Raw genomic sequence first — 14,660 nt, 5'->3', positions numbered from 1 at the left:
ACAGCCAACGATAAAAGCAGCCTTTATTAGAAATTTATTTCTTATTCCGGCTGCTTTTTGTTTTTTCGTAATTAACTGTTACCTTTGCCTTTAACAACTCATTAAAAATAAGCGTATATGAAAATAGCCATTATCGGTGCAGGAAACATGGGCGGTTCAATAGCCCGTGGCCTGGCAAAAGGAAGTCTGATAGACGATTCGGACATCATTGTGTCCAATCCGAGTGCCGGAAAACTAGAGAAACTGAAAAAGGAATTTCCGGGTATCTCTATCACCAACAGCAATGTGGAAGCTGCCACAGGCGCAGATATTGTCATCCTTGCTGTCAAACCGTGGTTTATGGAACCGGTGATGCGCGAATTGAAACTGAAAAGCAAACAGATACTCATCTCCGTAGCTGCCGGCATCAGTTTTGAAGAACTGGCTCATTATGTCGTAGCACCGGAAATGGCCATGTTCCGCCTGATTCCGAACACCGCTATCAGCGAACTGGAAAGTATGACGCTTGTTGCCGCCCGCAATACGAACGATGAACAAGACAAATTCATCCTCCGGTTGTTCAGCGAGATGGGAACCGTGATGCTTATTCCCGAAGATAAAATAGCGGCAGCCACCGCATTGACCTCCTGCGGCATCGCTTACGTATTGAAATACGTTCAGGCAGCCATGCAAGCCGGAATCGAAATGGGACTTCGTCCCAAAGATGCCATGCAGATGATAGCACAATCCTTAAAAGGAGCAGCCGCACTGATTCAGAACAATGACACCCACCCCAGCGTAGAAATCGACAAGGTCACCACTCCGGGCGGAATCACAATCAAGGGGATCAATGAACTGGAGCACAACGGATTCACCTCCGCTATCATCAAAGCCATGAAAGCCTCCAAATAATACCATAGAATTATTAATCATAAAAATACGAACCACTTGTATGAATGAACAAATTAAACAGATCGCAGAACGCCTCCGCGGATTACGTGATGTACTGGAACTGACCGCAGAGGATATCGCCCGCGACAGCGACATCTCTGCCGAAGAATACCGACTTGCAGAAACCGGAGACTACGATATCTCTGTCAGCATGTTACAAAAAATAGCCCGCACGTATAATATAGCTCTCGACGCCCTGATGTTTGGCGAAGAGCCTAAAATGAGCAGCTACTTCGTGACCCGTGCCGGCAAAGGAGTCAGCATCGAACGTACCAAAGCTTATAAATACCAATCACTGGCTTCAGGATTCATGAACCGTACCGCCGATCCGTTCATCGTCACCGTTGAACCGAAAGCAAACGACGAACCAATCCATTATAACCAACATAACGGACAAGAATTCAACCTTGTCATCGAAGGACGTATGCTTATCAACATCGAAGGCAAAGAAATCATCCTCAACCAAGGCGACAGTATCTATTTTAACTCTAAACTTCCACATGGCATGAAAGCGCTCGATGGCAAAACAGTACGTTTTCTGGCAGTAATTATGTAATAATAAAAAAATGAAGAATGAAGAATGAAAAATGAAGAATGAAGAATTATGTTGCACTGTATAAATAATACGCATGGAAAAATTCTTCATTTTTCATTCTTCATTCTTCATTCACATAATCCATAACATCATGGTAGAAAGATTTTTATCACAGACCTCTTTCAGTTCACAAGAGGATTTTATCAAAAACTTGAAAATAAACGTCCCGGAGAACTTCAACTTCGGCTATGACGTAGTAGACGCCTGGGCTGCCGAACAACCTGACAAGAACGCTTTACTTTGGACAAATGACAAAGGCGAAAGTCGCCAATTCTCATTTGCCGACATGAAACGTTACACGGATATGACCGCCTCTTACTTCCAAAGTCTGGGTATCGGTCGTGGCGACATGGTGATGCTGATTTTGAAACGCCGTTATGAGTTCTGGTATAGTACCATCGCCCTCCACAAACTGGGAGCGACCGTCATTCCAGCCACACACTTGCTAACCAAAAAGGATATTATCTATCGCTGCAACGCTGCCGACATCAAAATGATTGTAGCTGCCGGCGAAGGAATCATCCTGCAACATATCAAAGAGGCTCTTCCCGAATGTCCCACGGTTGAAAAGTTAATCAGTGTCGGTCCGGAAATCCCGGAAGGCTTCGAAGATTTCCATCAGGGTATCGAAAATGCTGCTCCGTTTGTACGTCCGCGCCATGCGAACACTAACGACGACATCTCTCTGATGTATTTTACTTCCGGCACTACCGGCGAACCTAAGATGGTGGCACATGACTTTACTTATCCGTTAGGCCATATCGTTACCGGTAGTTTTTGGCACAATCTGGACGAGAACAGTCTTCACCTCACCATTGCCGATACCGGCTGGGGAAAAGCAGTATGGGGAAAACTCTACGGACAGTGGATTGCCGGAGCCAATATCTTCGTCTACGACCACGAGAAGTTTACCCCGGCAGCTATTCTGGAAAAAATCCAGGAATATCATGTCACTTCTCTCTGTGCGCCTCCTACCATCTTCCGGTTCTTGATTCACGAAGACCTGACAAAGTTTGATTTATCTTCACTAAAATACTGCACCATTGCCGGAGAAGCATTGAACCCCGCTGTATTTGAAACTTTCAAGAAGCTGACGGGTATCAAACTGATGGAAGGTTTCGGACAAACAGAAACAACCCTTACCATCGCCACCATGCCTTGGATGGAACCGAAACCGGGAAGCATGGGGCTTCCGAATCCTCAATATGATGTAGACTTGATCGACCATGAAGGCCGCTCTGTTGAAGCGGGTGAGCAAGGACAAATTGTAATCCGCACCAGCAAAGGTAAACCTCTCGGACTTTTCAAAGAATACTACCGGGATGCGGAACGCACTCACGAAGCTTGGCACGATGGTATTTATTACACCGGCGATGTTGCCTGGAAAGACGAGGATGGCTACCTTTGGTTTGTCGGTCGTGCAGACGACGTAATCAAGAGTTCCGGTTACCGCATCGGCCCATTCGAAGTGGAAAGTGCGTTGATGACTCATCCGGCTGTTGTGGAATGTGCTATTACCGGAGTACCCGACGAGATTCGCGGCCAGGTAGTAAAAGCTACGATTGTTCTATCCAAAGACTATAAAGCACGTGCCGGAGAGGAACTGATTAAGGAATTACAGAACCACGTGAAGAAAGTGACTGCTCCTTATAAATATCCGCGTGTCATCGAGTTCGTAGAAGAGCTACCTAAAACAATCAGCGGTAAGATCCGCCGGGTGGAGATTCGCGAAAACGATAAGAAGTAAATTATAAACAACTCTAATCAATAGAAGAACGATATTACAGATGATGTAATATCGTTCTTCTCATATCTACCCAACAATAAAATTCAACAGAAATAATATGATAGTTCCTGTTTATTTAAAACTCTCTTTTTTCCAATAATTATGTCCTTCAATAATATGACTGTTATTAGCTTTATAAAAATCCTTCACAGGAGTCATCTGAAAACAATTATTAATAATAGCATTATCGACATCTTCAAAAGTAACAATCGGGTGTTGGTTTACAGGATACTTCGATCTAACATTATTCAGAACAATCTGCTTACACTTACTGAATTGCCACGGTGAACCAGTCTGCGAAGAGAAATCCACATTATCAAAACGAATATCTTCAGCAATATCAACTATAAATCCAACCTCTGCCTTCATATTAATATTTGAAAAGGACAAACCTTGTACAGGCATTTCTTCAATCCCTTTAATATAACCAATTTGCTTGATATCAGAGCCTGTGATATTGCTCAAATGAATGTTCCGGAAAACAGGAGTCCGTTCACTGACAGGTTCCACTTTTGATTCCTTATCATAGAACAAATCAAAGATGAAAGCATTTCGCTGAATATTCTTCATGACGATATTATCTACCCGAAGCTCTTCAACAACTCCTCCTCTCCCACGAGAAGATTTCAAGCGAATACCGGAATCCGTGCCATCGAAAACACAATTAGAAATTGTAACTCTTCTTACACCGCCTGACATTTCACTGCCAATAACTACCCCTCCATGACCGGAAAGCATAACACAATTAGTTATCGTTATATTTTCACAGGCCTTTCCATATTTCCGTCCATCAGCATCACGCCCCGATTTAATTGTAATACAATCATCCCCCACACTAATAAAACAATCAGAAATACGTACATTCCTGCAAGAAGAAGGGTTTATCCCATCCGTGTTGGGACCTTTCGGATCCTTCGAAGGATTATATATCGTCACTCCATGCACTGTTACATTATCACAAAATGCCGGATTTACAGTCCAAAAAGGAGAATTGACAATTTTCACATTCTCTATCAACACATTGTTACATTCATAAAACTGAATAAAAGGAGGACGAAACATACGACGTTCTAAAGAAGGTTTATAATAATCCGAGATTTCCAGATCTTCATTAGCCTCTTCCCACATTCGTTGTAGTTTATTCAAAGCAGGCAATTTTCCTCCGTTCTTTTTAATAAGCTCCCGTGTTTCTTTCTCCCAGCTCCACCATTTGAATCCATTACCGTCCAACGTTCCACGCCCGGTTATAGTCAAATTCTCCGCATCATGCGCATAAATCAGTGGAGATAAAGTATTCATCACTGTACCTTCCCAACGAATCTTCACAAAAGGAAGATAATCTTCAAAGCGATCCGAGAAACGAAGAACAGCTCCGGACTCCACATACAAAGTTATATTACTTTTCATGTGGATAGTGGCTGTCAAATAAACACCTGCCGGGAAATAAATAGTTCCTCCTCCTTCAGAAGATGCTTTTTCAATCGTTTGGTTTATTAACCCCGTACAAGATTCAATACCTCGGGGATCAGCTCCAAGCTCCTTCATGTTAAAGGTACGAGACCATGTGGTTGCAGCTACAACAAGCCCTACCACACAAATAAATAGACGTTTCATTTATAGTTTTCATTTAAAATATTACCAGTTCTAATTGTCAAAACAAAAGTACGAGGTATCTTCTCCCCTTATAGGGTAATAATTGTGCTTGATAGAGGATAGACAGGTGGATTAAATATGCAAAAGCGTGCATTTTATGTTCAATCACTATTTTAAATTTCCTTTTTAATCCAGTTTTATTTATTTTTGCTCTACACATAATTAATTATATCATGAAGACACTCTATGTTTTCCTTTTATGCTTATACACCAGTCTGACCGTAACAGCTCAACCGCTTTGTCAGATTAAACACTTCTCTGTCAACAGTGGTCTTTCACAAGGAGTAGTAGTGAATATAATGCAAGACAGAAAAGGATTTCTTTGGTTCGCCACCTGGAATGGACTAAACAAATTCGACGGATATACATTTAAAAATTACAAAGCATTCCCAGGAGATGGCTGTACGTTAACGACCAACCGCTTCTCTTATATTACAGAAAGCAAAGACGGAGATATATGGTGTAAATCTTATGATAACCGTGCATATCTATTCAATATTCAGACAGAGAAGTTTATTGACATACTCCTTCCTATTGAATCATCCCTGCAACAGACCAATACAGTCAGCAATATCTATACTTTGAATAAAGGGATTACATGGATTACCTGCGAACAAGGTTATGCTTTCAGAATCAATGAGCAAACCTGCAAAGAAGGAAAAGATATCATATTATACAGCAGCTTCAACCAAAATTTAAAAGGAAACAAGATATTCGACATTTACGAAGATTCCGATGGAGACGAATGGATCATGACAGATAAGGGAGTAACCATCATCGGAAAAAAACGAATCAACAGCGATTATCCGTTTAAAATGGTAAAAGAATATAATAAGAAAATATATCTTATCTCAACTTCCGGAAAAATCGCAATATATGATCCCAAGAACGGAAATATAAAATTCCAGGAGCTACCATGTCCTGTCACAGATATCTATTCCATATCTTCCATTTCCCCTTCTAATGACAGGATCGGCTTAGGAACTGACAACGGATTTATAACATACGATACAGAAAAGAAAAAATTCCAGCATTTTAATATACAGACAGCCACCCAGCCTTCCAATGAAGCTCATTTCTTTTATCAGGACAAAACCGGAGAAGTCTGGATATTTGCCAATACCTCCGGTGTGATAAAGCTAAATCTGAAAACTGGAGATAAGCAGCACTTCACAGCTCCTATACAAAACCTGATCCAATATGAACGCGACAACCGGTACATGATCTTTGAAGACCATGAAGGTACACTATGGATGAGTCCTCAAAAAGGGCATTTGTGCTATTATGACCGCGACAGTAATCAACTGAAACTATACTTTGCAGATGAAAATAATCCCGCTTCCCTATTTGCCCCCTCTATTCGTTATTATTATACCGACCGGCAACAGAATGTATGGATTACCAATGACCGGGGCGTAGACAAAATATCTTTCTATCCCAATAAATACAAAATACGTCCCATAGACAATGGATTGGAAATACGTGCTTTTCTTGCCGACAAGCAGAAACGTCTCTGGGTTGCTTCCAAAAAGGGAAACGTCAGAATTTACCGTCCGGATGGGACATTAGAAGGTTACCTCTCTCCACAAGGCGTAATCACCCCTCAAGAGGTTACTTTCGGAAAAAGTGTGTACTGTTTTATGGAAGATAAAGAAGGAAATATATGGATGGGAACCAAAAAAGACGGCCTCATCCTTCTAAAGAAGAAAAATGAGCATTCCTATCTTTTACAACAATTCGTTCATCAGCCACAAGACACATACAGTTTAAGCAACAATAGTGTCTATAGTATTATTCAGGATAGTCATGACAATATATGGATCGCATGTTATGGAGGTGGTCTCAACCTATTATCACAAGCACCTGATGGTTCTACCAACTTTATCCATAGCGGCAACCGGCTGAAAAACTATCCTGTTTCTACTTCACTCAAAATAAGACATATCGCAGAAGCCCCTAACGGAGTGTTATTGATTGGCACAACCAATGGTTTACTTACATTCTCCAATAAGTTCGATCAGCCTGAAGAAATTAAGTTCTATCACAGCAACCGTATCCCTAATGTAGATTCCAGCCTTAGCAGTAATGATGTCATGCAGATATTTACTGACAGTCGAAAAAACACTTATGTAATAACATTCACCGGAGGAATCAGCCAGGTTATCTCTAAAAATCTGCTCACGGAAGATATACAATTCAAAAGTTATACAATCAAAGACGGATTAGCTTCCGATTTGGTACTTTCAATGCTCGAAGATACTCAAAAACAATTATGGGTAATCTCCGAAAACTCCATATCCAAATTCAATCCACAACAAGGAACATTTGAGAATTATGGAAGTAATTACTTTCAGAGAGAACTGAACCTCACTGAAGCAGTTCCCACACTAACCAGTCAAAAGAAAATCGTTCTCGGAACCAATCAAGGGATACTTGAAATCAACACAGGACAAATGAAAAAAAGTTCTTATGTACCTCCTATTGTATTTACCGGACTCAAAATACAAGGAAGTCAACTTCATGTAGCGCTTGATGACATAAAAGAACTGGAACTGAATCCTTCGGAACGTAATGTCACCTTTCAATTTGCAGCCATTGATTATGTAAATCCCAATGCCATCGAATACGCTTATCGCCTGCAAGGTCTGGAAGAGGAATGGAACGAAGCCGGTAATAACCGCTCTGCAACGTACATTAATCTGCCTGCCGGAGAATATCAACTGCAAATCCGTTCCAGCAATAGCGACGGAGTATGGACCGATAATATACGCACTCTCCCCATTCATGTTTTACCCACTTTTTGGGAAACATACTGGGCATGGTTATTTTATATTGTCATGTTCGTGTTATTCACTACTATCATTGTATACATTCTATTCTATATCCACCGTTTGCGGCATCAGGTTGATTTGGAACAACATTTATCCAATATCAAACTGCGTTTCTTCACTGATATCTCACATGAATTACGCACTCCATTAACCTTAATATCCAGTCCTGTATCAGAAATACTGGAGCATGAAGTAATCTCCCCGACAGTTCGGGAACATCTAAATCTGGTACATAAAAATACAGAGCGTATGCTCCGCCTGGTTAATCAACTACTGGATTTCCGCAAAATCCAAAATAAGAAGATGAAAGTATTGGTAGAAAAGACAGAACTCGTTTCTCAATTACAGAAGATAATGGAAAACTTCCATCTTATCGCAAAAGAAAAGAGAATTGATTTCCAGCTTCAAACTAATACAGACAAAATATACGCATGGATAGACCGTGACAAATTTGAAAAGATATTCTTCAATCTACTTTCAAATGCCTTCAAATACACACCGAACGATAAGAAAGTAACGGTAAACATGATATCAGGTTCGGAGCAAGTCACCATCTCCGTATCTGATGAAGGTATTGGCATTGCTCCCGAAAAGCAACAATCCCTATTTTATCGATTTGAAACACTGGCACAATACAATATCCTGCAGCCCTCATCCGGCATTGGGCTTTCACTGGTACGCGAATTAATAGAATTACATCACGGAAATATCCAAGTGAGAAGCGAGCCGGGAAGTGGAAGTGAATTCATTGTCACACTTCCTAAGGAAGAAAAAGCATTTGCAGACGATCAACAAGCCGAATTTATTTTATCCGACAGTGACAATAATTCACCGACGATACAAGCTACTGAAGAAGATTCGGATAGTACATCCTTCAAGGCAGCATACGCAGAGAATGAAAATAAAACCGACGCAGAGGATGAAAAAACTTCCATTCTTATTGTCGAAGACAACAATGAATTACGTCATTTCCTATGGAATATCCTGTCAGAGACTTACACTGTTCTCGAAGCAGCAAATGGAAAAGAAGGATTAAAATATGCACAGCAGTACATTCCGGATCTGATAATCAGTGATGTCATGATGCCGGTCATGGATGGATTAGACATGGTGAAAGCAATCAAAGCCGATCATAACACCTGCCATATTCCTATTATATTACTATCAGCAAAATCTTCTTTAGATGATCGGATAGCAGGACTGGAACAAGGCATCGATGACTACATCACCAAACCATTCAGCTCTACGTACTTAAAAACCAGAATTTTGTCGCTGCTCCGTCAACGTAAACAGTTACAAGAGCTATATTTATCGAAACTGTCAGAGCATACTCAAGAAGAAGATCATATAAATGGGTGGGAGCCTTCACAACCTCAAGTGACTCCATACGATGAACAATTCATGCAACAAGTAATGGCGTTTATGGAGGAACAAATGGACAATACAGATATCACCATCGACGACTTCGCCAACAAACTAATGTTAAGCCGTACGGTATTCTACCGAAAATTAAAATCTATTGTTGGGCTGACTCCGGTAGATTTCGTATGTGAAATGCGCATCAAACGAGCCGCCCAGCTAATTGAAAAAAGTGAATACAGTTTCTCCCAAATTGCTTATATGACCGGTTTCAATGACCCGAAGTACTTTAGCAGGCGCTTCAAAAAAATCATGGGAGTCACTCCTACAGAATATAAAGAAAGAAAGGGAGATGCCTCATAAGCACCTCCCCTTTCCTTACCAGTTTTCTATATTCAATTACAATACCCCTTTTTTACCTTGCGTTCCATATTGATTCACGGCAGATACCTTCAAAGCATAATTCACTTTCGACACCGGAAAAGAGGTATCAGTAGTCGTCCCGAGAATCTGTTCTCCATCATATACAATATATCCGATCGCATTCTTCACAGGGTTCCATTTAAGAGTGCCATGCTGATAAACCAGACTGCGCGGACTTCCTAATTTCTCCATCATAATACGCGGATTCCAGCCATCATTACCCGGAATCATATTTTCGTACGTATATTTGTCCGCCTCCTCTTTCGTTATAGTTGCCTGACAGGTACCCGATACTTCCTTACCGGTTTGGCGGTCTTTATATTGATATTCCGTTTTGCGTTTACTTAAATCCAACACATTACCCTGTGCATCACGACTATTGTATTCGGCAAAAATCCCGGGAACCGTTCCCATATTCGTCCATCCTTCATCAGCGACAGGGATAAGCATGATGGTATTGATATACACCGTCTTCGAATTATTATGCCATGGACGCCCCAACTTCAAACGTCCGTCAGCCGCTTCACTGTTTCCATCTATAGTGCAATTACGAAAAGCATAACCATATTTGGCATTTTTATGGGAAGGAGCCACTATTACTGCTCCACTCCGTACATTATAAAGCGTACAGTTTTCCAGCAACACATCACCACTACCATAAAAATAGTCTACCGCGCCTTCTATCCAGCAATCTTTCACATAGTGCCGACTGACATCATTATTGGCAGTCATCCAAGTATCTTGAAAAGAACGGAACTTACAATTATAAAAGGAAGCACAATCTGCCTGACTATTCATAGCCAAAGCCTGCGGACCATTATCTGATAAAACTCCCCAGTCATTCACATACGAAATGTTTTCCGTATAAAAGTGGTCTCCTTTTACCACCACTACCGATCCCTCGTATTTATAAACTGGAGAGGAAGGATTATGAACCGAGTGTTCCCAATAAGCTGTTTTTCCACCTATTTCTTTACCGGTCAGTTTACTACCAACATTCAAGTTTAAATGAATAATGGTCTTATCCTTATCCTGGCCTATTAAATGTACGTATGGCTTATTCTTAGGGATAATCACCTGCTCATTATACAAGCCATTCTTTATCAGAATCAACCAAGGTTTCGTCTGTCCGTCAGGAACAGCATTGATTGCTTCCTGAACCGTTTTATAATCTCCACTACCATCAACAGCTACAATAGCCTGATAAGGCGATGAGCCCGCCTGTGCATAAATCATTGCACAGGCACTCATCAATAAAATTGATAATACAATATTCTTCATGATATTCTTTATACCTAACAATTATAGGATCAATTAATACCAACGTGGATCACCAGCATTACCCGTTCCGGCAAACCCGGCTCCCGGTTTAATATGGAAATCACCGTTTAATGGATCAACGAACAAGTCATCCGAGCTTTGTTTTATTCTCGTTATTTCTTCAAACCTGTTATTGCCTTCCTGCAGGTCGGAAGTGATATAACAATTATCAGAGAAGTTCAAAATGTCATAAGCACCATTTCCACTATTCATTTTCTTTCCTTTGTTCGGACCGGAGAAAATCAAATTCCGCATTGTAGCAGATTTCGGAGAAGGCGGAGTACTTGCCGCATTATCGAAACGGAAAACCTTAGGCAATTCCTTCTTAGCATCCATAGAATTATAGAAAGTACAATTTTCCAATATCACATCACCGATTCCCCCTTTCACGTCCATCAACTGGTCACCAATATTAATCAATGTACTATTCGTTATAGAAACCTTTTCCAACTGATCGATATTTTTTCCGAAATTAATCATTCCATATCCGTCCGTACCAACTTCGGATATGACACAGTTATCGATCGTAATATCCGTCATGAACACACCACTTCCATCGCTAATACGTACAAGCGTACGTTTTATGTTCTGTATAGCACAGCCTGTGAATGAAATAGACTGGGCATAAGAACTATTTTTCCAATCCGTCATATAACTGGCCTCGCCATTTCCATTCAGGCAAACAAACTCGAATGACAGAGACTGTATCGGAGAAGCCAATGATATTTTATTAGTCACAATAAGCTGTGGACGATTATTTTCATTAGCTTCCGTACTGGTAAACAAAATATTATCCAATCCCGGAATCTTTAGTTCACTTACCTTATACACCGCCCCCGGAGTAAGTTGGACAGTTACATTGCTACATTCTTTCTCTTTCACAAAATTAGATAACAATGTACTTAAATCAATGACTCCGGTTTCCGTAGCCTCCACAAAAAGGATTTCGCTACCACCCAATCCAAGTGTCTTGAATACATACGAACCACGTAATGCATCATTATTATAAATCCGAACACGATAGGTCGCTCCATTCTCCAATTCGGAGAGTGTTTTCGAACAAGCGGCTATATCTTCCGAAGTCAAATCAATCTGTTTCTCCTCACCATATTTCGTATCCACCATTTGAGCCAACGTCAGATGAGTCACCCTGTTCGTTTCTTCCCATGTCAAGGTTGCGGAATTAGCTGTAACTTCCACTCCGGTAAATAATTGCTCATCCGGAGTTTTAAATGCTACACTGACATAAGTACTTGCCTTTCCCTGCGCATCTTCTCCTTTCATACGAACAGAATATTGCGTAGAACCGTTGAACTCCTGAAACAAAGTACGATATTCCACCCTCATAGGCGTATTACTCTCTGAAAATACAGTCAATGTATCTTTCAGAATCGTATCTGTTCTTACATAATTTTCCGCATTAAACTCTAGACTGTCCGTATAAAACTCAAAAATATAGACCTTTGCATTCACTATCTGCGAATATCTTAATGTAACCGAAGTCGCATCGGTAGCGGACTTATCGAACGTCAACGGACGGAACAAAGTATCATAGCTCTTATCAACTGCCCAGTCATTGGCATCGTCCTCACAGGAAGACATACCCACTACCAAAGCCAACAATACATACAGGCATGCTCCGGATAATCTATTAACTAGTCTTTTCATCTTTTCCTACCATTAATTATTTATAACCATACGAATTAGAAACATACCCTTGAGTCTTATTGACATCCTCATAATAAATAGCGAATACATGGCGATAATTACACACTCCATTACCAACAGAATATTTACGGAACTCCGCTTCGGCTTCACCGCCCCAGTTCAACCTACCAAACAAATTTGAATAGTCATAAGACGCATTCAGACCTGTACCGCAAACCAATATTCTAGCCATTGTTTTCACATAATTAGTATTCAGGGTTGCATTTATATCACCATCCTTATTCAATGTCACCTGCATGCTGATCCAGTTGCACTCATACTGTCCTTTTGATGCAGAAGCAGTTCCGGTTCCCATATCCTCATTGAAGTTAACGGACGACATATCAATGTATTCCGGATTATCCGAGTCTTCATATTTATAATAGATTTTTCTCGGTATCTCATTCACTTGATACGTCTTTCCAAAAATAGTTACCGGTTTATAATCATACAGCATACAAAGACCGATTTTCATTTCTTCTATTTTCTCCGCCAACAATCCCCAACGTGTCAAATCCTGACGACGGATAGATTCACAGCCAAACTCCCATGCCCGTTCATTGACAATGGCCGTAAAGAAGTCGGCATCATACTGTGTTATTTCGGGAGCACCAGTACCAAATGCCCTTTCACGGACCTTTTCCAAAGCCTGTCGGGGAGACATACCGGCAATCGGACTAACTGCATCCGGTCCTGTCAATACATTTTGAGCCTCTGCAAACATCAGGTAAATATCTGAATACCGCATCAAAATCCAATTGATACCAGTAGCAATACGTGAATTAGCTTTCGGGAAACGGACTTTCATATAATTATCAGTCATCCAATACCAACGCCATTTACCACAAGCCACTCCTAATGGGTTACAGCGAATAACTTCCTTATTTTTTCCATTCTCATTGATATATTCCTGGAAAACACAAGTAACATCCCGACGGGTGTCTGCCGGATCAAATGAATAAAAATAGTAAGCAGTAGTAGCCGCATATCCTGCCCCTCCCATACCTTGGGTGGTATTAAAAACCCCTCTGTTCAGGTTATATCCCATGGTGGCACCCACGTCCCCATTCTGCCCTTCACCAAAAGCAACTTCAAACAGGTTTTCATTATACTTGTTGTATTCCAAATGATTGACCGTAGACCAAATATTCTCGTAACTGGGATCAAGCTCATGAGGATTATCAGTCGCTCCCAAAATCTCCGCACACTGTTTGGCAGCCAGTTCATAATAATCTTTCCAGTTCTTAGGACGACCAACGAAATATCCGTTCATTTCCGGAATGGTCGGATGATGTTCCACATCCAAATCCGGGAACTGATTACCATCCCGTACAGACCATCCTCCGGCAAACAACGCTACCTTTGCCAGCAGCCCTTTGGCAAAACCTTTATTCATGCGTTCTACCGTATATGATTCTTCTCCCATCCAAGGCAGATATTCAATTGCCTCTTTCAAATCCTCTATGATATAATTATAAACAATATCACGATCCACTTTTCCTATATAGACATTTCCCAATCCGCTTTCAGACGCATGCTCTTTATATGGCACATCTCCCCAATAACGGATCAGTTCAAAATAGCCTAACGCTTTTAGTGCTAATGCCTCTCCTAAATATCTACGCATGGCAGCCTTGTCCGAAGTAGATTGCATCAACGGGGACCGACGTATACCATCTACGATAGTAGTGGCGGATTCTGCCAGATAATAAAGTTTGTCCCATCTGGTATTCCGGTTATAATTATCGTCATAAAAATTGCCAGCACCTTCATCACGAAGCGTCGAATTATAGTTTTCCGTAGAAAACGCACCCGAGCCAACCTCCACATCAGAAGCTCCCTGCCAGTTGACACACAGTTTCTGACCATATATATAGGTGTCCGTCATCGTCGCATACACCCCCATCAGGGCGGCTTCCGTCAGAGCTGTCGATTTAAACAGATTCTCATCACTTGGAATAGAAGGACTTTCGGTATCCAAAAAATTATCCATACACGAAGTGCATAACACAGAGGAGGATAAAACCGCTAAAAATAGTTTCTGTATTTTCATTTT

General features: G+C 41.0%; 8 protein-coding genes. 4 read left to right on the top strand and 4 right to left on the bottom strand.

The window, feature by feature from the left end:
- The first annotated feature begins 117 nt into the window (after positions 1-117).
- From proC to HMPREF9009_RS06850, 3 genes are all read left to right on the top strand, one after another.
- On the top strand, positions 118-891 hold the full coding sequence (proC, locus tag HMPREF9009_RS06860; RefSeq protein ID WP_004310476.1) for a pyrroline-5-carboxylate reductase: 774 nt from the start codon (positions 118-120) through the stop codon (positions 889-891).
- Between the two features lie 40 nt (positions 892-931).
- Entirely contained in the window at positions 932-1,486 is a 555-nt protein-coding gene (locus HMPREF9009_RS06855; RefSeq protein WP_004313803.1) for a helix-turn-helix domain-containing protein, read from the top strand.
- Positions 1,487-1,616: 130 nt separating this feature from the next.
- Positions 1,617-3,272, top strand: a complete 1,656-nt coding sequence (locus HMPREF9009_RS06850) for an AMP-binding protein (RefSeq protein ID WP_049702290.1) — start codon at positions 1,617-1,619, stop codon at positions 3,270-3,272.
- A gap of 111 nt (positions 3,273-3,383) precedes the next feature.
- Here HMPREF9009_RS06850 and HMPREF9009_RS06845 read toward each other — a convergent pair whose 3' ends face one another.
- On the bottom strand, positions 3,384-4,925 hold the full coding sequence (locus tag HMPREF9009_RS06845; protein ID WP_049701775.1) for a glycoside hydrolase family 28 protein: 1,542 nt from the start codon (positions 4,923-4,925) through the stop codon (positions 3,384-3,386).
- Positions 4,926-5,137: 212 nt separating this feature from the next.
- Between HMPREF9009_RS06845 and HMPREF9009_RS06840 the strand changes: the two genes are divergently transcribed.
- Positions 5,138-9,517, top strand: a complete 4,380-nt coding sequence (locus tag HMPREF9009_RS06840) for a hybrid sensor histidine kinase/response regulator transcription factor (protein WP_049701774.1) — start codon at positions 5,138-5,140, stop codon at positions 9,515-9,517.
- 36 nt (positions 9,518-9,553) lie between these two features.
- On the opposite strand, the gene HMPREF9009_RS06835 is transcribed toward HMPREF9009_RS06840, so the two are convergent.
- Genes HMPREF9009_RS06835 through HMPREF9009_RS06825 form a run of 3 tightly spaced genes read right to left on the bottom strand, consistent with a single transcriptional unit; the run spans position 9,554 to position 14,657 of the window.
- The gene (locus tag HMPREF9009_RS06835) at positions 9,554-10,858 is read right to left on the bottom strand and encodes a pectinesterase family protein (RefSeq protein ID WP_008649665.1); all 1,305 of its coding nucleotides are present in this window, start codon (positions 10,856-10,858) and stop codon (positions 9,554-9,556) included.
- Between the two features lie 33 nt (positions 10,859-10,891).
- Complete coding sequence (locus HMPREF9009_RS06830) at positions 10,892-12,565, bottom strand: DUF5123 domain-containing protein (RefSeq protein ID WP_049701773.1); 1,674 nt, start codon at positions 12,563-12,565, stop codon at positions 10,892-10,894.
- 16 nt (positions 12,566-12,581) lie between these two features.
- Entirely contained in the window at positions 12,582-14,657 is a 2,076-nt protein-coding gene (locus tag HMPREF9009_RS06825) for a RagB/SusD family nutrient uptake outer membrane protein (protein WP_083444154.1), read from the bottom strand.
- Between the last annotated feature and the right edge of the window lie 3 nt (positions 14,658-14,660).

The sequence above is a fragment of the Bacteroides sp. 3_1_13 genome, from assembly GCF_001185845.1.
GTDB classification, from domain to species: domain Bacteria; phylum Bacteroidota; class Bacteroidia; order Bacteroidales; family Bacteroidaceae; genus Bacteroides; species Bacteroides xylanisolvens.
The sequence above is the reverse complement of the archived record's forward strand: the minus strand, read 5'-3'. Positions and strand labels throughout refer to the sequence as shown.